Source organism: Streptomyces sp. NPDC006743 (assembly GCF_040703815.1).
GTDB lineage: Bacteria > Actinomycetota > Actinomycetes > Streptomycetales > Streptomycetaceae > Streptomyces.
Genome location: NZ_JBEYJA010000014.1, coordinates 74,044 through 98,407, shown reverse-complemented (window position 1 = coordinate 98,407; position 24,364 = coordinate 74,044). Strand labels below are relative to the sequence as shown.

The window sequence follows — 24,364 nt, the reverse complement described above, 5'->3', positions numbered from 1 at the left end:
GGGTCTCGGCATACGGGCGGACGGTGTCACCCGAGCGCCCGCATGCGTCGTCCGGTGTCGTTACGCCGACCGGTCGAGGGCGCGCAGCGACCGGTCCGTGATCGAACGGGCACCGCGGCCGATCGCGATGGTGCCGGACTGCACCAGCTCCTTGATGCCGTACTGCTCCAGCATCTTGAGCATCGCGGTCAGCTTGTCGCTGGAGCCGGTGGCCTCGATGGTGACGGCCTCCGGGGAGACGTCGACCGTCTTGGCGCGGAAGAGCTGGACGATCTCGGTGATCTGGGAGCGCGTCTCGTTGTCGGCGCGCACCTTCACCAGGACCAGTTCGCGCTGCACGGCCGAGCCGGGTTCCAGTTCGACGATCTTCAGCACGTTGACGAGCTTGTTGAGCTGCTTGGTCACCTGTTCCAGCGGCAGGTCCTCGACACCGACCACGATGGTGATGCGGGAGATGTCGGGGTGCTCGGTGACGCCGACCGCGAGCGAGTCGATGTTGAAGCCGCGGCGGGAGAAGAGGGCGGCGATCCGGGCGAGGATGCCGGGGGTGTTCTCGACCAGGACCGAGAGCGTGTGCTTGGTGGACATGACGGTCGTACCTTCCTGAAGTCCTCGGACGGCTCTCAGTCGTCGGCGCCGTCGCCGAAGTCGGGACGGACGTCCCGCGCGGCCATGATCTCGTCGTTGGAGGTGCCGGCGGCGACCATCGGCCAGACCATCGCGTCCTCGTGGACGATGAAGTCGATGACGACCGGCCGGTCGTTGACCGCGTTCGCCTCCTCGATGACCTTGTCCAGGTCCTCCGGGCGCTCGCAGCGGATGGCGTGGCAGCCCATGGCCTCCGACAGCTTCACGAAGTCGGGGACGCGGGTGCCGCGGGCGTCGGGGTTGACGTCGTCCGGGCCGGAGTGCAGGACCGTGTTGGAGTAGCGCTGGTTGTAGAACAGGGTCTGCCACTGGCGGACCATCCCGAGGGCGCCGTTGTTGATGACGGCGACCTTGATCGGGATGTTGTTCAGGGCGCAGGTGGTCAGTTCCTGGTTGGTCATCTGGAAGCAGCCGTCGCCGTCGATCGCCCAGACGGTCCGCTCCGGCATGCCGGCCTTGGCGCCCATGGCGGCCGGGACGGCGTAGCCCATGGTTCCGGCGCCGCCGGAGTTCAGCCAGGTGGCGGGCTGCTCGTACCGGACGAAGTGCGCGGCCCACATCTGGTGCTGGCCGACGCCCGCCGCGAAGATCGTGCCCTCGGGGGCGAGCTGTCCGATCCGCTCGATGACGTGCTGCGGGGACAGCGAGCCGTCCCCGGGCTCGTCGTAGCCGAGCGGGTAGGTGTCGCGCCAGCGGCTGAGGTCCTTCCACCAGGCGCTGTAGTCGCCCCGGTGGCCCTCGGCGTGCTCCTTCTGGACGGCCTGGACCAGGTCGGCGATGACCTCGCGGGCGTCACCGACGATCGGCACGTCGGCCTCGCGGTTCTTGCCGATCTCGGCGGGGTCGATGTCGGCGTGGACGATCTTGGCGTACGGGGCGAAGCTGTCCAGCTTGCCGGTGACGCGGTCGTCGAAGCGGGCTCCGAGGGCGACGATCAGGTCGGCCTTCTGCAGCGCGGTGACGGCGGTGACCGCACCGTGCATGCCCGGCATTCCCACGTGCAGCGGGTGGCTGTCGGGGAACGCGCCGAGCGCCATCAGGGTGGTGGTGACGGGCGCTCCGGTGAGTTCGGCCAGCACCTTCAGCTCGGCGGTGGCCTTGGCCTTCAGGACGCCGCCGCCGACGTAGAGGACCGGGCGCCTGGCGGCGGTGATGAGCTTGGCGGCCTCGCGGATCTGCTTGGCGTGCGGCTTGGTGACGGGCCGGTAGCCGGGCAGGTCCATGACGGGCGGCCAGGAGAAGGTGGTCTTCTTCTGGAGGATGTCCTTGGGGATGTCGACCAGGACCGGGCCGGGGCGGCCGGTGGAGGCGATGTGGAACGCCTCCGCGATCACCCGCGGGATGTCCTCCCCCTTGGTGACCAGGAAGCTGTGCTTGGTGATCGGCATGGTGATGCCGACGATGTCCGCCTCCTGGAAGGCGTCCGTGCCGATCGCGGAGGACACCACCTGCCCGGTGATCGCGACCAGCGGCACGGAGTCCATGTTGGCGTCGGCGATCGGGGTGACCAGGTTGGTGGCGCCCGGGCCCGAGGTGGCCATGCAGACGCCCACCTTGCCGGTGGCCTGCGCGTAGCCGGTGGCGGCGTGGCCGGCGCCCTGCTCGTGCCGGACCAGGACGTGCCGCACCCGGGTGGAGTCCATCAGCGGGTCGTACGCCGGCAGGATCGTGCCGCCCGGAATGCCGAATACCGTGTCCGCGCCGACCTCCTCGAGGGAGCGGATGAGGGACTGCGCACCCGTGACGTGCTCGGGAGCGGACTGCTGTCCTCCGGAACGGGGCCGCGGCTGCGGATGGTGGGCCCCGGTGGCCTGCTCGGTCATCGGCATTCTCTTCTCGATGCTGAGGTTCTGCGAGTATTCGGGTGTCGGCTTTCGCCAGGTTCGCACGGTGCGGGACCGCGGTACGGCGGGTGCCCGTGCAACAAAAAACCCCTCGTGCCGTGAGGCAAGCGAGGGGAGCGCGCCGGTGAGGGTCGCTGGGGATTCCGGATCGTCCTCCGGTGGGTCCCAGCTCAGCCGACGCGCTGTCCAAGTACGAGAATTCGGGTGCGCATGGCACTGACCCTCCCCCCGGCGCGCATCCACTGTCAAGTGGGTGGGACGGGAGTCTCATTATGTGGGCGCAGTGCCGTCCCGCCGCCGAAGACGGCCGGCACCTGCCCGGTGTACACGCCGGCGCCGCCGCCCCCGGCGAACGCGGGCTCGGCCGGGCCGTGCGGCACCGGGTAGTGGCCGCAGGCGAGCGCCCGGCGCAGCCGGTGCTCGTCGAGCGGGCCGGAGAACGCCATGCCCTGCCCGTGCGTGCAGCCCATCGCGCGCAGGGCCTCGGCCTGCTCGGGCAGGTCCACGCCGTCGGCCACCGACTGCAGTCCGAGGTCGCCCGCGATCCGCAGCAGTCCGCTGGTGATCTTGTGCAGGCGGGCGGACTCCACGACGCCCTCGACCAGGGAGCGGTCGAGTCTGAGGACGTCGACGGGGAGCCTGCGGAGCGCCGTGAGGGCTCCGTGGCCGCTGCCGAAGCCGTCCAGGGCGATCCGTACGCCGAGCCGGCTGAGGGCGGACAGGCGGCGCTCCAGCTCGTCCGGCGAGACCCGCGGGTCGGTGTCGGCCAGCTCGATCACCAGGGACCCGGAGGGCAGTCCGTGCCGCGTCAGAAGGGCCTCGACGGTGCCCGGCGGCATCGAGCGGTCCACCAGGCGGCGCGCGCCCAGGCGGACCACGACGGACACGCTCAGCCCGCTCCGGGCCCGCTCGGCGGCCTGCTCGACGGCCTCCTCCAGCATCCAGCGGCCCAGTTCGGCCGTCTTGTCGCTGTCCTCCGAGACCCGCAGGAACTCGGCGGGGGTGAACAGCACGCCCTGCGAGGAGCGCCAGCGGGCCTGGGCGGCGACCGACGTGATCCGGCCGGTCGCCAGGCAGACCACCGGCTGGTGCAGCAGCGTGAACTCGCCGTCGTGCAGGGCGGACCGCAGCCGGGTCGCCAGCTCCGCCTTGCGGACGACGTCCTGCTGCATCTGCGGCTTGTACAGCTCGACGCGGCCCTTTCCGGCCGCCTTGGCGCGGTACATGGCGAGATCGGCGTTGCGCAGCAGCTCCCCCGCGCCCAGGCCCGGCTCGGCGAAGGCGACGCCGATGGACGCGGCGACCCGGACATCGTTGCCGTCGATGAGGTAGGGCTGGGAGAGGGTCACCCTGAGCCGGTCGGCCAGCTCCAGGATGTGCCCCTCGCGGGCGGTGCTGTCGCGGGTGCCGTCCCCGACGATGAGCGCGGCGAACTCGTCGCCGCCGAGCCGGGAGGCGGTGTCCCCGTACCGGACGGCGTCCTGGAGTCTGCGGGCGGCCTGGACGAGCAGCTCGTCCCCGGCCTGGTGGCCGATGGTGTCGTTGACGGCCTTGAAGCCGTCCAGGTCGATGAAGAGAACGGCGGTGCCGCGGTCGGTGGAACGGCGGCCGGACAGCGCCTGCTGCACGCGCTTGGTGAACAGCGCGCGGTTGGGCAGGTCGGTGAGCGGGTCGTGCTCGGCGTTGTGCTGGAGCTGCGCCTGCAGGCGCACGCGCTCGGTGACGTCCCGGCTGTTGAAGATGAGGCCGCCGTGGTGGCGGTTGATGGTCGACTCCACGTTGAGCCAGCCGCCCCCGCTCTCGCCCTCGCCCTCGCTCGAGCGGGAGGTGCCCCCGCCTCCGGACCGGAAGCGGCACTCGATGCGCGTAGTGGGTTCTTCCAGCGGGCTGGCGGCGAGGAACCGGCGCACCTCGTGCACCACGCAGCCCAGGTCCTCCGGGTGGATGAGGCCGGCCAGCTCGGTGCCGACCAGTTCCTCGGCGGGCCGGCCGTAGACCCCGGCCGCGGCAGGCGAGACGTAGCGCAGGATCCCGTTGGGCGCGGCGATCATGATGACGTCGCTGGAGCCCTGCACCAGGGAGCGGAAGTGGTTCTCCTTCTGCGCGAGTTCCTGGGTGAGGGCGATGTTGTCGAGCAGCATGATGCCCTGGCGCACGACGAGGGCGAGCACCACCGCACCGGCGGTGATCAGCACCACCCGGTCGACGCTGTGGCCGTTGAGCACGTTGTACAGGACTCCCAGCGTGCACACGGCGGCGGCGAGGTAGGGCGTGAGGGCGGCGAGGGAACCGGCGATGGGCCGGGCCGCCGGATACCGGTCGTGGTCCGCTTCCGGTGCGGCGGGCAAAGGGGCGTACGCGCCGCGCGGGGCCCGGCGCTGGCCGGGCACGCGCTCATGCGGCACGCGCGCGTGCCCGTCGGGCTCGGGGGCGTCGCCCGCGGGGGCGTGGCCGTCGGCCTCGGGAGGGTGCCCGTCGGCCACGCGCGCGCGGGTGTGCGGGCGGGCGTGGGCGCTGAGCGGGTGCGCGCCGGCCGCTTCGGCGGCGGCGCGACGGACGGTGCCGTCGCGGTCCGAGTCGTGACGGACGGTGCCGTCGCGGTCCGAGTCGTGACGGACGGTGCCGTCGTGGCCCGAGTCGTGACGGACGGTGCCGTCGTGGCGGGTGCCGTCGCGGGCGGGCCGGTCGAGGCCGGACCGGTCGTGGCCGGTTCCGTGACGGGCGGGGCCGCCCTGGGGGGCTCCGCGGCCGTCGTGTGCCGTCGCGCGGCCGTCGTGGGGGCGGGTGTCCCGGGTGGGACGGCCGGTTCCGGGCGCGGGAGCGCACGAGGAGCCGACCCAGGGGGCGTACGCCAGGATCAGCGACCCGGCGAACCAGCCCGCGTCCAGGAGCTGCCCCGAGCGGTAGCTGTGGTGCATCAGCGGCGAGGTGAACAGGGCGTCGCTCAGCACGGTGAGGGCGAGCCCGCCGATCGCGGTGTTCACCGCGGTGCGGTTGAGCGGGGAACGCCGGAAGTGCAGCGCGAGCACCATGCTGACCAGGGCGATGTCCAGCAGCGGGTACGCCAGCGAGAGCGCGGTGTGCGCGACGCTCGGCCCGTCGAACCTGGCCGCCTGCGCCAGTGCCAGGCTCCAGGAGAGCGTGAGCAGCGAACCGCCGATCAGCCAGGCGTCCAGCGCCAGGCAGACCCAGCCGGCCTTCGTCACCGGACGCTTGGCGAGCACCAGCAGTCCGACGATCGCCGGCGGCGCGAAGCACAGGAAGAACAGGTCCGCGTAGCTGGGACTGGGCACGGGCTCGCCGAGCACGACCTCGTACCAGCCCCAGACGCCGTTGCCCAGGGCGGCCATGGCCGAGGAGAGGGCGAACAGCAGCCACGCGGACCGGAAGCGGACCCGGTGCCTGCGGGCGTACAGAGCGCACGACACGGCTGCCGTGCCCGCCGCGGCGGCCAGTCCGAAGTCACCCATGATCAGGGCGAGTTCCCGTGAACCCCAGTCGCACGCCGACCCGACGGCATATCCCGCGCACACCAGGGCGAGCAGGAGCTGCGAGGCCAGTCTGCCGAACCCGCCTGCCGGGACGGGCGGCCGCTCGGGGCGCGCACCCGGCGAGGGCGGGGTGGGGCGCGCCTCGTCGAGCGCGGTCACGGTGGCGGTGGGCGGGCTCACCTGGACCTCCCGGTCCGGGCCGCCGTGTTGCTCGTGCTCCGGTGCGTGTGCGTCGCGTGGCCACCGGGCCCCCGGTGACGGCACCGGTGACAGCCGCGGCGGTCGTGGTGGCCGGGCCGGTCGCCGTACCGGTCCCCGCTGCCGCGAGCGGCCGTGTGCCAGGGCCTCCGGCGGCTTCGCCGCGTCGGATCGTTCGTCCATAGGCCGTGCATCGCCCGTCGCCCCCCTCGCAGTCCGACATGTCCATCCCCGGCGCCGAACGGTGCCCGGCGCAGCCCCTGCCGGGGACGATACACCAGTCTCGTCACTCAGGGACATAGTTGCTCTACGCTCCGTGACGACCAGCGCATATGCTGATACGCACCGCGTCCGGGGGGTCGCGGACGGTGCGCGGACCGGGGCTATCCGCGGCCCGCGCCCGTCGTCAGGACCACGTTCGCGAGCGGCTCGTGGTTCACAAACCGGTGCAACTGGCCCGTCAGCAGACGCTCGGCGCGCGGCCGGAACGCCGACGTGGGGCCGCCGACGTGGGGAGTGATCAGCACGCCGGGCGCCTGCCACAGCGGATGGTCCTCGGGCAGCGGCTCGGGATCGGTGACGTCGAGGGCGGCGGTGAGCCGTCCCCTCTCCAGCTCGGCCAGCAGCGCCTTGGTGTCCACCACCCCTCCGCGCGCGACGTTCACCAGCAGCGCGCCGTCCTTCATCCGGGCGAGGAAGCCCTCGTCGACCAGGCCGCGGGTGGCCTTCGTCAGGGGCGTGGACAGGATGACGACGTCGGCGTCGGGGAGCAGGGCGGGCAGCTCGGTGAAGGGGTGCACCGGACCGCGCGCCGTGGTGCGCGCGGAGCGCGCCACGCGCGCCACCCGCGCGACCTCGAAGGGCACGAGCCGGTCCTCGATGGCGGCCCCGATGGCTCCGTACCCCACGATGAGGACGTTCTTGTCGGCGAGCGCGGGGTGGAAACCGCCGTTCCACCGCCGGCGGTCCTGGTCCCGCACGAAGCCGGGGACGCCGCGCAGGGAGGCCAGGACGAGCGTCAGGGTCAGCTCGGCCGTGCTCGCCTCGTGCACCCCGCGCGCGTTGCACAGCGTCACACCGGGCGGGAGGTGCTTCAGGCCGGGCTCCACGTTGTCGGTCCCGGCGGACAGCGTCTGCACGACCCGCACCGAGCGCATGCGCTCCAGCGGGCGCACGACGAGACCGGCGGGCCTCATGTAGGGCACGACGTAGAAGGCGCAGTCGGCCGGATCGCCGGGAAAGGCCTGCTCACCGTCGTCACCTCCGTCCCAGAACAGGTAGTTCGGCCCCGCGGGGAGCCCTTCGATCTCCTCCGGCGGAATGGGCAGCCACACGTCAGCACTCATGGCCAGGAGGCTATGCCAGGCGCGTGCGGACGCAGAGGTTAGGTTGGTGAACCGAGGCGAGGGAGGGTTACGGCGAGGTGGAGCGCAGGACGATCGGCGCGGCGGCACTCGCGGTGGGGGCCGTAGGACTTGGCTGCATGCCGATGAGCTGGGCCTACAGCGCGTCCCGGCGGCGCGGTGAGGAGTCGTTGCGTGCCGTGCACCGGGCGCTCGACCTGGGCTCGACGCTGCTGGACACCGCCGACATGTACGGCCCGTTCACCAACGAACTGCTGCTGGGGCGGGTGCTGAAGGAGCGGCGTAGCGACGCGTTCGTCTCCACCAAGGTCGGCCTGCTGGCGGGCGACCAGCACATCGTGGCCAACGGCCGTCCGGGGTACGTGCGGCGGGCCTGCGACGCGTCGCTGCGGCGGCTGCAGACGGACGTGATCGACCTCTACCAGTTGCACCGGGCCGACCCCGAGGTGCCGGTGGAGGAGACCTGGGGGGCGATGGCGGATCTGGTGCGGGCCGGGAAGGTGCGGGCGCTCGGCCTGTGCGCCGTGGGGGTGCGCGGCGGACGCCGGTCCCGGGGCCCGCTGTACGACGGAACGATCCGCCAACTGGAGCGGGTGCAGCAGGTCTTCCCGGTGAGCGCCGTGCAGGCCGAACTGTCCGTGTGGTCGCCGCAGGCCCTGGAGTCCCTGCTGCCGTGGTGCGTGTCCCGGGGGGTGGGCCTGCTGGCCGCGATGCCGCTGGGCAACGGCTTCCTGACGGGCACGCTGACCCCGGGCGAGGGGTTCGAACCGGACGACCTGCGGGCCCGCCATCCCCGCTTCACCGCCGAGATGATGGCCGCCAACCAGCCGATCGTCGCCGGTCTGCGGCGGGTCGCGGCCCGGCACGGCGACGGCGTCACCCCGGCCCAGGTCGCCCTGGCCTGGGTGCTCGCCCAGGGGCCGCACGTGATACCGGTGCCGGGCACCAAGCGGGAAGGCTGGGTCACCGAGAACGCGGCCGCCGCCGGGCTGCGGCTGACGGCGCGCGACCTGACGGAGCTGGGACGGCTTCCGGCGGCGCGGGGGTCGTGGGACTGACCGCGGGGCGGTGAGCACGGGCGGGGCGGGAGCGGTACGGCGCCGGCTGGACCGGCCGGGGTGACGGGCGCCGCGCCGGGGCCGCCGCGTGGGGCGCCGGTGACGGTGACGGACGCCGGCGGTGGCGGGTGCGGGTCGCGGGCGGCGGTGGGCGGCGCGGGCTGCGGTGGCGGGTGCGGGCCGGATCCGGATCCGCGTGGGGTGCGGGTGACCGGGAACCTGGGAGGCGCGGGCGGCGTATGAGAAGGAGCGACCGCCGCGTCGAGAGGACATGATCGTGCAGGCTCAGGCTCGGGCTGTGACCGGCATGCTGGCCGCCGCCGCACTGCTGCTGACCGCCGGGTGCTCCTCCGGGGAGCCGCCGCCCGGCGCCCGGAGCGCCCCGCCCGGTCCGGCGGTGGCGTCCACCTCCCCCGCACGGCCCCCCGGGGAGAGCACGCCACGGGCCGAGGGCTCCGTGAAAGTGCTGCGCACGGTCACCGAGGGCCTCGACTCCCCGTGGGGCCTGGCCGCGCTTCCGGGCGGTGGTCTCCTCGTCTCCTCCCGTGACCGGGCGACGCTCACCCGCGTGGACGAGGAGACGGGGCGGAAGACGGAGCTGGGCACGGTCTCCGGAGTGGCGCCGCAGGGCGAGGGCGGCCTCCTCGGCATCGCCCTCTCCCCGCACTACGCCTCCGACCACATGGTCTACGCCTACTTCACCTCGGCCTCGGACAACCGCATCGTCCGGATGCTGTACGACGAGAAGAAACCCCCCGGAGAACAACTGGGGGCGCCCGACACGGTCTTCAAGGGCATCCCCAAGGGCCACGTCCACAACGGCGGCCGGATCGCCTTCGGCCCCGACGGCATGCTGTACGCGGGGACGGGCGAGAGCGGCGAGCGCGGCCTGGCCCAGGACAGGAAGTCCCTGGGCGGCAAGATCCTGCGCCTGACCCCGGAGGGCGAACCGGCACCGGGCAACCCCTTCCCCGGCTCCCCGGTGTACTCCTACGGCCACCGCAACGTGCAGGGCCTCGCCTGGGACGGCAGACAGCGGCTGTTCGCCTCGGAGTTCGGCCAGGACACCTGGGACGAGCTGAACGCGATCGCCCCCGGCGGCAACTACGGCTGGCCCGACGCGGAGGGCAGGTCCGGTGACGCGCGGTACCGCGACCCCGTCGCCCAGTGGCACACCGGCCAGGCCTCCCCCAGCGGCATCGCCTACGCCGGCGGCTCGGTGTGGATGGCGGGTCTGCGGGGTGAGCGCCTGTGGCGGACACCCCTGAAGGGGACGGCGGCCTCGGCCCCGCCCCAGGCCTTCCTCACCGGCCGGTTCGGCCGCCTGCGCACGGTCGCCCCGGCGGGCGGCCACAGGCTCTGGCTGGTCACGAGCAACACCGACGGCCGGGGCTCACCGAAGAAGGGCGACGACCGGATCCTGGAACTGGAGGTGAGGTGAGCGGCGGCGCTCACTCCTCGTCGGGCCCGGCCCCGGACCCGGGGCCGGGGTCCGCCCCGGACGCCTTCTCACGCCCCGGCGGCCGTACGACGACCTTGCCCGAGGCCAGATCGATCGGCCCCCGCCCGGGATCGCCGTCCCCGACGTCCTCACGGGTCAGTTCCAGCCGCTTCTGCTCGTCACGGGTGTGCTTGCGTCCTGGGGCGAACAGTTCCTCGAAGACGTCGAACACGGCCCCTCCCCTCCCGGTCCCGCTTCCACCGTACGACTCAGCCGGCCGCCGGGGCGGCGAGCGTGTCGCCGGGGAACAGTTCCAGCCGGTGCGCCACCGCCGCCGCCTCGCCCCGGCCGGAGACGCCGAGCTTGGCGAGGATGTTGGAGACGTGGACGCTGGCCGTCTTGGGCGAGATGAACAGTTCCTCGGCTATCTGGCGGTTGGTGCGGCCCAGGGAGACCAGACGCAGCACGTCGCGTTCCCGGCTGGTGAGGCCGAGGGACTCGGCGGGGTCCTCGGGGGCCGTGCACGGCTGGGCGGGCGGGGCCAGGGAGAGACGGGCACGCTGGGCGAGCAGGGCGACGGAGTCGGCGAGCGGGCGAGCGCGGAGGTGGCCGGCGACCGCGTGGGCCAGCCGGAGCAGTTCCGTGGCGCCCTCCCGCCGGTCCTCGCCGGCCAGGAGCAGTGCCTCGGCCAGTCGCAGCCGCACACGGGCGAGATCGTAGGGGCGCTCCAGGGTCTCGAAGGCGGCGACGATCCGGGCCCAGTCGTCGGGGCGGACGTGCCCCTCGGCGCGCAGCAGTTCGGCGCGTACCCAGTGTTCGTACGCCTCCCAGACGGGCACGTTGACGGTCAGTGACTTGGCGGCCGCGCGGATGCGTGCGAGGGCGTCGGGGCGGCCCGGGCCGGCGGCGGGCAGTGGGGCCGTGCGGGCCTCGACGGTGGCGGCGGTGAGCAGCAGGGGCCAGCCGTAGCGCTGGGTGCCGGGCGGGAAGCCGTCCGCCAGGGCGCGGTCGAGTTCGGCGCGGGCGTCCAGCAGGCGGCCCTCCCCCGCCGCGACGCCGATCGCGATGCGGACCAGGGGCAGGGTGTGCTGCGGCGCGCAGTCGTGCGTGCCGAAGTGGGAGCGTCCGTCGGCGAGTTGTGCGGCGGCCTCGGTCAGCTCGCCGCGGGCGAGCGCGAGTTCGGCGCGGATGCGGGCGTGGAAGGCGCGCGGCTTGGCGCTCTGCCCGACGCGCCGCGACCGGGAGGCGGCCTCGGCCGCCTCCTCCCAGCGGCCCAGGGTGAACAGGGACTCGGCGAGGTTGCCCCAGACCCAGGCCTCGTGGTCGAGCAGGCCGTAGCGCTGGGTGAAGGCGATGCCCTTCTCCAGCAGCGGGACGGCCTCGCGGGAGCGGCCCACGGACTCCAGTTCGGAGGGGAGGTTGACGTAGGAGCGGCCGGCGACGGCGGCGATGCCGTCCTCCACCGTGCGCCGGTTGACCTCGTGCATCTCAGCGAGTCCCGCCTCGACGTCGCCCGCCTGGACCATGAGACCGCCCAGGGTCAGCCGGGCGGTCATCTCGATCTCGCGGGCGCCGACCATGCGCGCGTACTCCACGGCCCGCTCGGCGGCCGAGAAGGCCTCGGGACCGGGCTCGTGGACCATCGACCAGTTGGCGACGTTGGCCAGGACCTCGGCGTGCACCTCGGACGGCGGCAGACCGCGCACCAGGTCCTGGGCGCGGGCCAGCTCCCGCCAACCGTTGCCCTGGGCCTTCGCCTGGACCAGGCGGGAGCGCTGGACCCAGAACCAGGCGGCCCGCAGGGGGTCGTGCTCCTCGTCCAGCAGGCGCAGCGCCCGCTTGATGATCTTCATGGCGCGGTCCCGCTCCCCGCAGAAGCGGCCCGCCACGGCGGCCTCGGCCATGAGGTCGAGGTAGCACAGGGACGTGGTGGCGGGATCGCTGCCGCACGGCGGGCAGACCTCGGTGTAGTCCACGGGCCGCAGCCGCTCCCGTACGTCCTCGGGGGTGACGTCCCACAGTTCCATCGCCCGTTCCAGGAGGCCGAGTTGCTCGCTGTAGGCGTGCCGGGCGCGAGCGGTGACGGAGGCTTCCAGGACGGCGGGCAGGGCCTTGGCCGGGTCGTGGGCGTGGTACCAGTAGCTGGCCAGCCGCATGACGCGCTGGTCGGCGGCGACGAGCGAGGGATCGTCCTCCAGCGCCTGGGCGTAGCGGCGGTTGAGGCGGGAGCGTTCACCGGGCAGCAGGTCGTCGCCGACGGCCTCTCGGACCAGGGCGTGCCGGAAGCGGTAGCCGTCGCCGGTGGGGGCGGCGGTGAGGATGTTGGCGTTCACGGCGGCCCGCAGGGCCTCGATGAGGTCGTCCTCGCCGAGCCGGGCGACGGCGGCGAGCAGCCGGTACTCGACGGTGGATCCGCCCTCCGCGGCAATCCGGACGACCCCCTGGGCGGCCTCCGGCAGGGCTTCGACACGGACCAGGAGCACATCGCGCAGGGAGTCGCTGAGGTCGTCGGCGCAGCCCTCGTGGGCGCAGACGGCGAGTTCCTCGACGAAGAAGGCGTTGCCGTCGGAGCGTTCGAAGATGCGGTCGACCTGGGCGGGGTCCGGTTCGGCGGCGAGGATGCCGGCGATCTGGCGGCACACCTCGGAGCGGGTGAAGCGGTCCAGTTCGAGACGGCGGACGGTGCGCAGCCGGTCGAGTTCGGCGAGCAGGGGGCGCAGCGGGTGGCGGCGGTGGATGTCGTCGGAGCGGTAGGTGGCCAGCACGACCAGCCGGCCGGTGCGCAGGGTGCGGAACAGGTAGGTGAGCAGGTGCCGGGTGGAGGCGTCGGCCCAGTGCAGGTCCTCCAGGACGAGGACCACGGTGTGTTCGGCGCCCATGTGCTCCAGCAGGCGGGCGGTGAGTTCGAAGAGGCGGGCCATGCCCTCCTCGTCGTGCCGGCCGGCGCCGTGCGGTGCGGGGTGCTCGCCGAGTTCGGGCAGCAGCCGGGCCAGTTCCTCCTGCTGGCCGCGGGTCGCCGCCTCGAACGCCTCGGGCAGTTCGCGGCGCAGGGCGCGCAGCGCGGTGGAGAACGGGGCGAAGGGCAGTCCGTCGGCGCCCATCTCCACACAGCCGCCGACCGCGACGACCGCGCCCCGGCGGGTGGCGGCGGCGGCGAACTCCTCGGTCAGCCGCGTCTTGCCGACGCCGGCTTCGCCGCCGATCAGCAGGGTCCGCGGCTCGCCCGCGTCGGCGCTGGTGAGTGCGTCGTGCAGCGTGTCCAGCTCGTTCGAGCGGCCCACGAACACCGGACTGACAGACCTGGTCTCCACGGGCCCGAGCATCGCACGGAGGTACGACAGTGCGGGACGGGTTTTCGTGTCGTCGCCCGGCGGGAGGCGCCGGCCCTGTTCCTGGGGGCCGGACGCCTTCCGCGGCTGTGTCCTCACGCGGCCCTGGTGAACCGGTGCCGGCGTGGGCCGTCGCTATGCGCCTCGGCCTCGGGTGCCTCCTGGGAGGCTGTGCGGCGGGCGGCACGGCGGTGGCGGAGCACCGACCGGGCCAGCCGCTCCTGTTCGGCCTGGCGGCGCAGCTCGCTGGAGCGCAGCTCGTGGAACTCGTACGTGAACATGGTGTCCCCCTGGTGAGGTGGTGTCCGGCCACGCTTCTCGCGGTGCCGGACACCACCTTCGCCACCCAGGCGGGCGGCCCGCATCGGGCGAGTTCCGCATCTTCGGGGGGCCTGGGGCCTTAGAACCGCGGACGAAAGGGGAGTCCGACCAGGTCGCGGCGTCCGGTGCGTGCGATCGCAAGGCGCCGGAAGGTCCGTTGTGGCGGAGCTGTCAGGGCCTTTCGGCGACGCCGCGAGGGTGCGTGCCGGGCGTCGCGAGCCGGGCGCCCCCTTCTGCACGCAGCTCTCAGTCGCGCACGGGGGCCTCGGAGCCGCCTCTGAGGTCCTTATGACGTTCATGAGATCGCGGGGTCATGAGATCCCGCGTGGCACGGCCGGGGCAGGGGGTGGCCGGACTCAGGCGGAGGGGAGCCCGAGCAGGACGTCGGTGTACTTCAGGACGGCCAGCAGCAGGCCGACGGCACCGAGGGCGACGCCCGCCCAGGCGACCGACCTGGTCCAGGGTGCCTGCGGCCTGCCCGGGGCTCCGAACGCCGGCCGGGCCAGCACCGCGGCACCGACGATCAGAGCGAGCAGCGCGAACAGGCCGCCCCACAGGGCGGTGGTGTGCCAGGCGTCGCCGTAGACCTCCTTGATCTGCGTGGCGACGCTCGCGGAGGTGGAGGTCCGCAACTGGCCGGTCAACTGCTCGCGGGCACCGGCGACGGTGCCGAGCCAGCTGCCGCTGAGCGAGACGAGGCCCAGGGCGGCGGACACGACGGCACCGGCGCCCTGCCCCACGCCCGAGCGGGCCGCCTCGGCCCCGGCCTCCTCGGCACCGGCTTCCTCGGCGCCGGCCTCGGCTTCCTCCGTACCGGCTCCGGCTTCTTCGGTACCGGCTTCGGGACCGGCGTGGCCGGGCTCGCCGGTCGCGGTACCGGACTCGGCAGCGGTCGCACCGGCTTCCCCGGGCTCACCGGCTTCCCGGTCCCGGTCCTCCCCTGCCGCGCCGGCGCCAGCCGTCACCCCGGTCTCCGCATCTTTGGCCTCGTCGGCGTCGTGCGCCTCGTCGGCCTCGTTCGTCTGGTCCGGCGCGGTCGCCCGGCCGGCCGCCGCCGGCTGCTCCGTCTCCTGCTGCGCCCGGTTCCGCGCCTGCGTCTCGCGCTTCGCCTCCGTCTCGTCCGTCGCCTCGGTGCCGGTGGTGGCTCGGGCCTCGTCTGCGGTCCTGGTTCCCATGCGGGCACCGTACGGACGCAGTCTGAGAGGGCTCTTAACGGTCGCCGTCGCCGCCATGCGCGCGGGACGCCCGCCACTCAGGGGCGAGGACGGCCCAGATCTCGGTGTCCTGGCGTACGCCCCGGTAGGGGTAGTGCTCGCGGAGCACGCCCTCGCGGGTCAGGCCCAGGCGCCGCGCGACGTTGATGCTCGCCTCGTTGGCCGACGACACGTGCCACTCCGCGCGGTGCATGCCACGCTCGTCGAACGCCCAGTCGAGCAGGACCCGGGCCCCACGGGTGACCAGCCCCCGGCCGGTGCCCTCCGGTTCCAGCCAGCAGCCGATCTCGCACGTGCCGGTCGTCGCGTCGAAGGCGGGGAACAGCAGCCCGCCGACCAGGGTCCCCTCCAGCCACAGGCCGTGCAGGAAGCCGCGGTCGGCGGCGCGCTTGTCGGCGTACGACTGGAGGACGGCGCGGGCGGAGTCCACGTCGGTGGCGTGCGCCGCGAAGGGGACGTGCCGGTTGATGAACGCGCGCCCGCGGTCGAGGTGGGCGAGGAAGTCCTGGGCGTGCCAGGGTTCCAGCGGCCGCAGTTCGGCGCCGTCATCCAGGGATATCGCGTACATCCGTTTCCTGCTCCTTCGCCAGTTCCGCCATGACGTCGCCGAGCCTCTCATGGGCGGCGCGGCACTCGGGCGGCTCGATGCTGATGCGCGGCAGGACGCGGTCCAGGCGGCGCGGCAGCCACCAGTTGGCACGGCCGAGCAGGTGCATGAGCGCGGGCACGAGCAGGGTGCGCAGGACGAAGGCGTCCAGGGCGACGGCGGCGGCGAGCGCGATGCCGAACATGGCGATCACCCGGTCGCCGCCGAGCACGAAGGCGAGGAAGACGGAGATCATGATGACCGCGGCGGAGTTGATCACCCGGCTCGTCTCGGCCAGGCCGACCCGGACGGCGCGCCGGTTGTCACCGGTCTCCAGCCACTCCTCGTACATCCGGCTGACCAGGAAGACCTGGTAGTCCATGGAGAGTCCGAAGAGGACCGAGACCATGATCACGGGCAGGAAGGGTTCGATGGGCCCGGCGCGGCCGAGGCCGAGGAACTCGCTTCCCCAGCCCCACTGGAAGATCGTGACGACGACGCCGAAGGAGGCGGCGACGGCCGCGACGTTCATGACGGCGGCCTTGAGGGGGATGCCCACCGAGCGGAAGGCGAGCAGCAGCAGGACGCAGCCGAGGCCCACGACGACACCGACGAACAGCGGCAGCCGGGCGACGATGACGCCGGCGAAGTCGTCGTACCCGGCGGTCACGCCGCCGACGTGCACGTCGAGCGAGGTGCCGGTCTCGGCGCGCGGCAGCACCTTCTCGCGCAGCCGGTCGACGAGGTCGCTGGTGCGCTGCGACTGGGGCGCGGAGTCGGGGACGACGTTCAGGTAGGCGGTGGTGCCGCCGGTGTTGTAGGTCACCGGGGTGACCGCGGCGACGCCGTCGGTGGCGCGCAGGGTGGTGCCGAGGTTGTCCAGGGCGAGCCGGTCCCCGGCCCCGTCGATACGGGTCACCAGTGTGAGCGGGCCGTTGACGCCGGGCCCGAAGCCGTCGGCGAGGAGGTCGTACGCCCGCCGGGTGGTCGAGGACGCGGGGTCGTTGCCCTGGTCGGAGGTGCCCAGGTGGAGGAAGAGCGTGGGCAGGGCGAGCACGGTGACGACGGCGAGGGCGAGGGAGCCGAGGAGCTTGGGGTGGCGTTCCACGAAGGCCGACCAGCGGGCGGCGAACCCGGTGGGCACCTCCGGCCCGGGGCCGTGCTCGGCCAGGCGCCGCCGCTCGCGGCGGCTGAGGGCACGCGGGCCGATCCAGGACAGCAGGGCGGGCAGCAGGGTCACCGAGGCGGCGACGGTGAGGACGACGGTGGACGCGGCGGCGACCGCGACGCCGTTGAGGAAGCCGAGACGCAGGATCAGCATGCCCAGCAGGGCGATGCAGACGGTCGCGCCCGCGAAGACCACGGCGCGTCCGGTGGTGGCGACGGCGTTCGTGGCCGCCTCGGTGACCGGGAGACCGCGCTTGAGCCCCCTGCGGTGGCGGGTGACGATGAACAGCGCGTAGTCGATGCCCACGCCGAGCCCGATGAGCATGCCCAGCATCGGGGCGAAGTCGGCGACCGTCATGGCGTGGCCGAGCAGCCCTATGGCCGCGTGGGCGGTGCCGACGCTCACCAGCGCCGTGGCGATGGGCAGCAGGGACGCGGCGAGCGAACCGAACGCCACCAGGAGCACCACGGCGGCCACGGCGACGCCCAGGATCTCGGCGAGGTGCCCGCCGGAGGACTGGGTGGCTCCGACGGCGCTCCCGCCCAGTTCCACCTGGAGCCCGTCGCTCTGGGCCTCCTTGGCGGCCCGGACGACGGCCTCCGCCTGGGCCTTGGTGATGTCCTGGGCGGGGCGGGCGAAGGTGACCGTCGCGTACGCGGTGTGGCCGTCACGGCTGATCCGGTCCGTGACCTGGGTGGCCTGGCCCTTGTAGGGGCTGGTCACGGAGGCCACGGCGGGCAGGGACTCGATGCGGTCCAGGGCGCGGGTCATGGTCTGCTCGACGTCGGCGGCCCGGACGGTGCCGGAGGCGGTGTGCCAGACGACGGTGTCGCTGTCCCCTCCGAGGCCCGGGAAACCCTGTTGCAGCAACTGGGTGGCACGGCCCGACTCGGTGCCGGGGACCTCGTAGTCGTTGGAGTACGCGGGGCCTGCGACGGCGGCGGCGACCGTGACCCCGCCGAGGGCGAGGAGCCAGAGCAGAACGGTGACGAGGCGGTGCCGGACGCACCAGCGCGCGAGGGCTGCCACGAAACGTGCTCCCAGTGTCTTTTTGTGGATCTTTGACCAGGAACAGTCGTCCCTGAACGGAACAGCCCGCAAAGAACGCATGAGCAAGGTGAAAACACTCTTGCAGGCGAATGTGATCGTTTACCGCATTCGTGGCCTTACTCACACCATTGCGACGCGATTCACCGGGGAAGTCACAGGCTCCTGGGAGAGCCGGGGGCGAGGGGCCGTCAGGCGGGCTCGTCGCCGAGGGCCATCACCATCACCCCGGCGATGAGGAGCCACAGTGCCCGCCGGGTACGGCCCCGGTGTCCCAGGACGGCCGCGCAGGCGCACAGGACGGCTCCGACGGCGTAGGCGGCCGGTATGCGGGCCGGGGCGGCGCCGCTGAGCCGCAGCAGGGACGCGCCGAGTCCGGCGAGGGTCAGCAGCGCACCGGTACCGGCGGCCACCCAGCGGGCCCGGCGGGCCACCGAGACGCCCTCGGGCGGTTCGTCGCCGGGTTCGTGCGGCGGGGCGGCGTCCAGCAGGGCGACGTCCGCCGCGGGTGCGCCGGCGGAACCGCACGGCCCGGCGTGTGCCCCACGAGGCGTCCCGCCCTTCGGCAGGGCCCGCGCGGGGGTCCCTGCGCTCGATGCGGGCGTTCCTGCGCTCCGTGCGGGGGTCCCTGCGCTCCGTGCGGGCGCCATGGACGACTGCGCGGGCGCGACGGAGGACCGGGCGGGCGCCACGGAGGACCGTGCCGGGGTCCCGGCATCAGCCGTCCGGGTCGGCGCCTCGGCTGTCCGTGCCGGCGTCTCGCCTGTCCGTGCCGGCGTCCCTGCATCAGCTGTCCGTGCCGGCGTCTCGCCTGTCCGTGGCGGCGTCCCTGGGTCGGCTGTCCGGGCGGGCGTCCCGGTGTCGGATATCCGTGCCGGCGTCTCGGAATCGGCGCGTCCACTCATGGCGGGCGAGCGTAGCGGCTGCGTCCGGCCGGCCTGAAGCGGGGTCGCCGACGGGGGCGACGGCCACGGGACGGCCATGGTGCCGAGGACCGGCGCGACCACCGCGGGACGACCGGAGGGGCGCCCCCTGGGGCGTCTGCCCCGTCCCGGGAACCCGAGGGCCCGGGAAACCCCTGGGGGGACGCATCGCGCCCGATGCGTCCCCCCAGGGTCACTGCGTCACCGCCTCCGGCGGCTCAGCCCTCGCCGACGCCGAGCTTCTCGAGGATCAGCTCCTTGACGCGGGCCGCGTCCGCCTGGCCGCGGGTGGCCTTCATGACGGCGCCGACCAGCGCGCCGGCCGCGGCCACCTTGCCGCCGCGGATCTTGTCCGCGACGCCCGGGTTCCCGGCGATGGCCTCCTCGACGGCGGCGGTCAGCGCGCCCTCGTCGGAGACGACCTTCAGGCCGCGCTTGTCGACGACCTCGTCCGGGGTGCCCTCGCCCGCGAGGACGCCCTCGATGACCTGACGGGCCAGCTTGTCGTTCAGCTCTCCCGCGGCGACCAGCTCGGTGACCCGGGCGACCTGCTGCGGGGTGATGGCCAGCTCGTCCAGGCTCTTGCCGGACTCGTTGGCGCTGCGCGCCAGCTCGCCCATCCACCACTTGCGGGCGGAGGCCGCATCGGCCCCGGCGTCGATGGTGGCGACGATCGGGTCCAGCGCGCCGGCGTTGAGGATGGCCTGCATGTCGGTGGCCGAGATGCCCCACTCCGCCAGCAGCCGGGTGCGGCGGGCCAGCGGCAGCTCGGGCAGCGCGGCGCGGATCTGCTCGACCCACTCGCGCGAGGGGGCCACCGGCACCAGGTCGGGCTCGGGGAAGTACCGGTAGTCCTCGGCCTCCTCCTTGATCCGGCCCGAGGTCGTGGACCCTGTGTCCTCGTGGAAGTGGCGGGTCTCCTGGACGATGGTGCCGCCCGAGGAGAGCACCGCCGCGTGCCGCTGGATCTCGAACCGGGCGGCGCGCTCGACGGAACGCAGCGAGTTGACGTTCTTCGTCTCGCTGCGCGTGCCGAACTTGTCGGCGCCCTTGGGCATCAGCGACAGGTTCACGTCGCAGCGCATCTGGCCCATCTCCATGCGGGCCTCGGAGACGCCGAGCGCGCGGATCAGCTCGCGCAGCTCACGGACGTAGGCCTTGGCGACCTCCGGGGCACGCTCACCGGCACCGACGATCGGCTTGGTGACGATCTCGATGAGCGGGATGCCGGCGCGGTTGTAGTCGAGCAGGGAGTGGGACGCGCCGTGGATACGGCCGGTGGCGCCGCCGACGTGCGTCGACTTGCCGGTGTCCTCCTCCATGTGGGCGCGCTCGATCTCCACGCGGAAGGTCTCGCCGTCCTCCAGCTGCACGTCGAGGTACCCGTCGAAGGCGATCGGCTCGTCGTACTGGGAGGTCTGGAAGTTCTTCGGCATGTCCGGATAGAAGTAGTTCTTCCGGGCGAAGCGGCACCACTCGGCGATCGAGCAGTTCAGCGCGAGGCCGATCTTGACGGCGGACTCCACGCCGGTCGCGTTGACGACCGGGAGGGCGCCGGGCAGGCCGAGGCAGACGGGACAGGTCTGGGTGTTCGGGTCGGCACCGAGCGCGGTCGAACAGCCGCAGAACATCTTGGTGCGGGTGCCGAGTTCGACATGGACCTCGAGGCCCATGACGGGGTCGTACGACGCCAGCGCGTCCTCGTACGACACCAGGTCGGTCGTGGTGGTCACGGTGAAAACTTCCCTCTCAGCCCAGCAGGACGTCGTCGTCGCCCAGCCGCTTCAGCTCGCGGTAGAGGATGGCGAGGCCGGTGACGATGGCGGCGGCCGACACGGCGGCGTCGATCAGGCGCAGCGTGTCGCTCTCCGTGCGGGCCTTCTTGGCCTGCTTGATGACGCTGACGGCGCCGAACGCGGTCGTCGCCATGGACAGGTACGTACCGGACTTGGACTTCTTGAAGCCCTTGGCCTTGGACAGTGCGTTGCTCACAGCGACGGAGCCTCCTCAAGCAGCGGATGTCCCCACTTTTCCACGAACGCGGCCTCGACGGCGGCACCCACCTTGTACAGGCGGTCGTCCTTCATCACCGGGGCGATGATCTGCAGGCCCACCGGGAGGTTGTCCTCGGGGGCGAGACCGCAGGGCAGGGACATGGCCGCGTTGCCCGCCAGGTTGGTGGGGATGGTGCACAGGTCGGCCAGGTACATCGCCATCGGGTCGTCGGCGCGCTCACCGATCGCGAAGGCGGTGGTCGGGGTCGTCGGGGAGACGATCACGTCGACCTGCTCGAACGCCTTGTCGAAGTCCTGCTTGATCAGCGTACGGACCTTCTGGGCGCTGCCGTAGTACGCGTCGTAGTAGCCGGAGCTGAGCGCGTACGTGCCGAGCATGATGCGGCGCTTGACCTCGGGGCCGAAGCCCGCCTCACGGGTGAGGGAGGTGACCTCCTCGGCGGAGTGCGAGCCGTCGTCACCGGTGCGCAGGCCGTAGCGCAGACCGTCGAAGCGGGCGAGGTTGCTCGAACACTCGGACGGCGCGATCAGGTAGTACGCCGACAGGGCCAGGTCGAAGGACGGGCAGTCCAGCTCGACGATCTCCGCGCCCAGCTCCTTGAGCACCTCGACGGACTCGTCGAAGCGCTGGATGACGCCGGCCTGGTAGCCCTCGCCGCGGAACTGCTTGACGACGCCGACGCGCATGCCGGCCACGCTGCCGTTGCGGGCGGCCTCGACGACCGGCGGGACCGGCTCGTCGATGGAGGTGGAGTCGAGCGGGTCGTGCCCGGCGATCACCTCGTGCAGCAGCGCGGCGTCCAGGACCGTACGGGCGCAGGGGCCGCCCTGGTCGAGGGAGGAGGAGAACGCCACCATGCCGTAGCGGGAGACCGCGCCGTAGGTCGGCTTGACGCCGACCGTGCCGGTGACGGCGGCCGGCTGGCGGATGGAGCCGCCGGTGTCGGTGCCGATGGCCAGCGGCGCCTGGAAGGAGGCGAGCGCGGCGGAGGAACCGCCGCCGGAGCCGCCGGGGATCTTGGTGAGGTCCCAGGGGTTGCCGGTCGGGCCGTAGGCGCTGTTCTCCGTGGAGGACCCCATGGCGAACTCGTCCATGTTGGTCTTGCCGAGGATGACGACGTCGGCGTCCTTGAGCCGCTTGGTGAGCGTCGCGTCGTACGGCGGGATCCAGCCTTCGAGGATCTTGGAGCCGACCGTGGTCGGCACGCCCTCGGTGGTGAAGATGTCCTTCAGCGCGAGCGGTACGCCGGCCAGCGGGCCGAGCTTCTCGCCGCGCGCCCGCTTCTCGTCCACGGCGCGGGCCTGGGCGAGCGCGCCCTCGCGGTCGACGTGCAGGAAGGCGTGCACCTTCTCGTCGACGGCCTCGATCCGGGCGAGGTGGGCCTCGGTGACCTCGACGGCCGTCAGCTCACCGGAGGCGATCTTCGCGGCCGTCTCGGCAGCGGTGAGTTTGATGATGTCCGTCATTGCTTACTCCTCCCCCAGGATCTGCGGCACCTTGAAACGCTGCTGCTCCTGGGCCGGGGCGCCGGACAGCGCCTGCTCGGGGGTGAGCGACGGACGGACCTCGTCCGCGCGCATGACGTTGGTCAGCGGCAGCGGGTGGGAGGTCGGGGGTACGTCTTGGTCGGCGACCTCACTGACGCGGGCCACCGCGCCGATGATGTCGTCCAGCTGTCCCGCGAAGTGGTCGAGCTCTTCGGGCTTCAGCTCCAGACGCGCCAGCCGGGCGAGGTGGGCGACCTCCTCGCGCGTGATGCCAGGCATGCAGCGTTCCTCTGGGGTGAGTGTGTGGTTGGGCAAATCGGCTTGGGAAAGTCGGTTTGGCCCAATCCTATGGGGCCGGACCCCGTGGCCGTTAAACGGTTTCCCCCGGCGCCTGCGCCCGGCGCCGCGCGTCCCACGCGGTGCTGCCCAGGAAGTGGTTGTCGTAGAGGTCCTGGACCTCCAGCAGACTCTCCGGGGCGACCTCGCCGAGGGCGATGCGCCGCAGGTGGCGGAAGTACTCGAAACGCTCGACGCCCGGCGCCAGGACGATGAGCAGGTCGGCGTCGGCTCCGGGCACGGCGGCGAAGGCGTGCGGCTTGCCGGGCGGGACGACGACGAGGTCGCCGGGGCCGGCGGTGAGGACCTCGTCGCCGGAGAGGATGTCGGCGGCGCCGTCGAGCAGGAAGAACATCTCGGCGGAGTTGTCGTGCCAGTGCGGCTTGGCGCCGTCGGCGCCCGCCACGAGGGTGACGCGCTGGGTGGACAGGGCACCACCGGTCGCGCTGCTGTCGGCCAGCAGCCGCACGGTGGCGGGCGCGCGGCCGACCACTTCGGCCTCGGCCTCGCGGACGATCACGGACTCGTCGAACTTCGGTACGAACAGGGACATGATGCGTCTCTCCCGGTGGGTTCGGCCGTTCGGGTCGGACACCGGCCGGTGAAGGCGGTCCGGCACGGACGTCAGACGGCGAAGAGCAGTCCGGCACCGATCAGGACAACGACGGCCGTGGCGCAGTGGATTCCGAAGGCGACGGCCTTCGGACCGCCGTGGCGCAGGACTATCAGGGTGTCGCCGAGCGGCACCAGGGCCACGCACAGCATGAACCAGGCCTCGGCGCGGGCGCCCGCGAAGGCCAGCAGCGCGAGACCGACCAGGCCGAAGGTGCCGTCGCGCAGGCCCTTGACCGTCAGGTAGGCGCCGGCGTCGCCGGCCGGATCGGCGGGGACCCCGTAAGCGGCGGCGGAGGGGGCGGCCCGGAACAGGAAGCGGTAGCCGAGGAAGACGCAGAACAGGTCGAGCACGACAGCCAGGGTGTACGCGGTGACGGTCACGTCTCTTCTCCCACCTCGAATGAGCTAGCGGCGCTAGCAATGAGAGCGAAGCTAACAGAGCATCGACAGATTGGCTAGCACCGCTAGAATGAAAGGCATGACGATCCAGACGCGCCGGGAGCGCGAACGAGCGGAACGCGAGCGGCTGATCGTGACGGCCGCCCGGGAACTGGCCGAGGCGGAAGGCTGGGACGCGGTCACCACCCGGCGGCTGGCCGCCGAGATCGAGTACAGCCAGCCGGTCCTGTACAGCCACTTCAAGGGCAAGGACGCGATCATGGCGGCGGTCGCGGTCGAGGGCTGTGCGGAGCTGGCCGCCGCCCTGCGCGCGGCGCGCACGGCGGCCGGGGGCACGCGCGAGGCGCTGACGGCGGTCAGCGAGACCTACACCGCCTTCGGTCGGCGGCGGCCCGCACTCTACGACGCGATGTTCACGCACCTGGTGGACCTGCCGTTCGCCACGCCCGAGGCGCCCGCGGCCCTGCGCGAGGCCTTCGGCGAGCTGCTGGCGGCCGTCGAGCCGGTCGCGGCGCCGGGCGAGGACCCCGGGCACCTCACGGAGACGTTCTGGGCCGGTCTGCACGGGCTGGTGACCCTGATGCGCAGCGGACGGCTGCCGGAGCACACCCACGAACGCCGGCTGTCCCTGCTGATCGGCCACTTCGTGCCGCCCGGCACGCGGTGAGCCGCGCCGAGCCGGGCCGCGTGACCCGGCTCGCCCTAGCCGGGCCGCGTGACCCCGGCTCGCCCTCAGTCGGCCTGAACCGGGCTGGACCGAACTGTCCGGTCTGGCCTGATTCGAAGCACCATGGCCAGAACTGGAGGGCCACGAACTGACGAGATATGGCCTGATCTGACCTGCACGCACCGCCCGTGCGCGCACCGCCCGGAGCGAGA

The 24,364-nt window shown here is 72.9% G+C and carries 20 protein-coding genes; 3 read left to right on the top strand and 17 right to left on the bottom strand.

The window, feature by feature from the left end; all coding sequences use genetic code 11:
• Window positions 1-60: 60 nt before the first annotated feature.
• From ilvN to ABZ719_RS14835, 4 genes are all read right to left on the bottom strand, one after another.
• A complete protein-coding gene (gene ilvN / locus ABZ719_RS14850) occupies window positions 61-588 on the bottom strand; it encodes an acetolactate synthase small subunit (RefSeq protein WP_018568644.1) in 528 nt (175 codons plus the stop codon).
• A 35-nt stretch (window positions 589-623) separates the two neighbouring features.
• The gene (locus ABZ719_RS14845; RefSeq protein ID WP_366725590.1) at window positions 624-2,471 is read right to left on the bottom strand and encodes an acetolactate synthase large subunit; all 1,848 of its coding nucleotides are present in this window, start codon (window positions 2,469-2,471) and stop codon (window positions 624-626) included.
• Between the two features lie 266 nt (window positions 2,472-2,737).
• Window positions 2,738-6,163 carry an EAL domain-containing protein gene (locus ABZ719_RS14840; RefSeq protein ID WP_366725589.1) on the bottom strand — a complete coding sequence of 1,142 codons (3,426 nt, stop codon included), beginning with the start codon at window positions 6,161-6,163 and terminating at the stop codon, window positions 2,738-2,740.
• A 401-nt stretch (window positions 6,164-6,564) separates the two neighbouring features.
• Window positions 6,565-7,527, bottom strand: a complete 963-nt coding sequence (locus ABZ719_RS14835; protein WP_366725588.1) for a 2-hydroxyacid dehydrogenase — start codon at window positions 7,525-7,527, stop codon at window positions 6,565-6,567.
• A 77-nt stretch (window positions 7,528-7,604) separates the two neighbouring features.
• On the opposite strand from ABZ719_RS14835, the gene ABZ719_RS14830 reads away from it, so the two are divergent.
• Complete coding sequence (locus tag ABZ719_RS14830) at window positions 7,605-8,603, top strand: aldo/keto reductase (RefSeq protein WP_366725587.1); 999 nt, start codon at window positions 7,605-7,607, stop codon at window positions 8,601-8,603.
• Window positions 8,604-8,901: 298 nt separating this feature from the next.
• On the top strand, window positions 8,902-10,044 hold the full coding sequence (locus tag ABZ719_RS14825; protein ID WP_366725586.1) for a PQQ-dependent sugar dehydrogenase: 1,143 nt from the start codon (window positions 8,902-8,904) through the stop codon (window positions 10,042-10,044).
• A 10-nt stretch (window positions 10,045-10,054) separates the two neighbouring features.
• On the opposite strand, the gene ABZ719_RS14820 is transcribed toward ABZ719_RS14825, so the two are convergent.
• The 13 genes from ABZ719_RS14820 to ABZ719_RS14760 all read right to left on the bottom strand — a co-directional run bounded on the left by ABZ719_RS14820 (window position 10,055) and on the right by ABZ719_RS14760 (window position 23,467).
• Window positions 10,055-10,276: a DUF6191 domain-containing protein gene (locus ABZ719_RS14820; protein ID WP_366725585.1), complete on the bottom strand. Its 222-nt coding sequence runs from the start codon at window positions 10,274-10,276 to the stop codon at window positions 10,055-10,057.
• A gap of 37 nt (window positions 10,277-10,313) precedes the next feature.
• The gene (locus ABZ719_RS14815) at window positions 10,314-13,367 is read right to left on the bottom strand and encodes an AAA family ATPase (RefSeq protein WP_366725584.1); all 3,054 of its coding nucleotides are present in this window, start codon (window positions 13,365-13,367) and stop codon (window positions 10,314-10,316) included.
• Between the two features lie 101 nt (window positions 13,368-13,468).
• Window positions 13,469-13,654, bottom strand: a complete 186-nt coding sequence (locus ABZ719_RS14810) for a hypothetical protein (RefSeq protein ID WP_366725583.1) — start codon at window positions 13,652-13,654, stop codon at window positions 13,469-13,471.
• 396 nt (window positions 13,655-14,050) lie between these two features.
• Window positions 14,051-14,659, bottom strand: coding sequence for a hypothetical protein (locus tag ABZ719_RS14805; protein ID WP_366725647.1), 609 nt, complete (start codon window positions 14,657-14,659; stop codon window positions 14,051-14,053).
• A 244-nt stretch (window positions 14,660-14,903) separates the two neighbouring features.
• A complete protein-coding gene (locus ABZ719_RS14800) occupies window positions 14,904-15,476 on the bottom strand; it encodes a GNAT family protein (RefSeq protein ID WP_366725582.1) in 573 nt (190 codons plus the stop codon).
• Window positions 15,454-17,691: an MMPL family transporter gene (locus ABZ719_RS14795; protein ID WP_366725581.1), complete on the bottom strand. Its 2,238-nt coding sequence runs from the start codon at window positions 17,689-17,691 to the stop codon at window positions 15,454-15,456. The genes ABZ719_RS14800 and ABZ719_RS14795 overlap by 23 nt, the downstream gene beginning before the upstream one ends.
• A gap of 209 nt (window positions 17,692-17,900) precedes the next feature.
• Window positions 17,901-18,200, bottom strand: coding sequence for a hypothetical protein (locus ABZ719_RS14790; protein WP_366725646.1), 300 nt, complete (start codon window positions 18,198-18,200; stop codon window positions 17,901-17,903).
• Between the two features lie 650 nt (window positions 18,201-18,850).
• Complete coding sequence (gatB, locus tag ABZ719_RS14785) at window positions 18,851-20,365, bottom strand: Asp-tRNA(Asn)/Glu-tRNA(Gln) amidotransferase subunit GatB (RefSeq protein WP_366725580.1); 1,515 nt, start codon at window positions 20,363-20,365, stop codon at window positions 18,851-18,853.
• A 16-nt stretch (window positions 20,366-20,381) separates the two neighbouring features.
• Window positions 20,382-20,624 (bottom strand): hypothetical protein, encoded by a 243-nt coding sequence (locus tag ABZ719_RS14780; RefSeq protein ID WP_037858086.1) that lies wholly within the window; start codon window positions 20,622-20,624, stop codon window positions 20,382-20,384.
• Window positions 20,621-22,114 carry an Asp-tRNA(Asn)/Glu-tRNA(Gln) amidotransferase subunit GatA gene (gene gatA, locus ABZ719_RS14775; protein WP_366725579.1) on the bottom strand — a complete coding sequence of 498 codons (1,494 nt, stop codon included), beginning with the start codon at window positions 22,112-22,114 and terminating at the stop codon, window positions 20,621-20,623. Before gatA ends, ABZ719_RS14780 begins: the two co-directional genes overlap by 4 nt.
• Before the next feature lie 3 nt (window positions 22,115-22,117).
• Window positions 22,118-22,414, bottom strand: coding sequence for an Asp-tRNA(Asn)/Glu-tRNA(Gln) amidotransferase subunit GatC (gene gatC, locus ABZ719_RS14770; protein ID WP_006130840.1), 297 nt, complete (start codon window positions 22,412-22,414; stop codon window positions 22,118-22,120).
• A gap of 91 nt (window positions 22,415-22,505) precedes the next feature.
• Window positions 22,506-23,024, bottom strand: coding sequence for a cupin domain-containing protein (locus ABZ719_RS14765; protein WP_366725578.1), 519 nt, complete (start codon window positions 23,022-23,024; stop codon window positions 22,506-22,508).
• A 71-nt stretch (window positions 23,025-23,095) separates the two neighbouring features.
• Entirely contained in the window at window positions 23,096-23,467 is a 372-nt protein-coding gene (locus ABZ719_RS14760) for a DUF4267 domain-containing protein (RefSeq protein ID WP_366725577.1), read from the bottom strand.
• Between the two features lie 97 nt (window positions 23,468-23,564).
• Between ABZ719_RS14760 and ABZ719_RS14755 the strand changes: the two genes are divergently transcribed.
• A complete protein-coding gene (locus ABZ719_RS14755) occupies window positions 23,565-24,152 on the top strand; it encodes a TetR/AcrR family transcriptional regulator (RefSeq protein ID WP_366725576.1) in 588 nt (195 codons plus the stop codon).
• The last annotated feature ends 212 nt before the right edge of the window (window positions 24,153-24,364 follow it).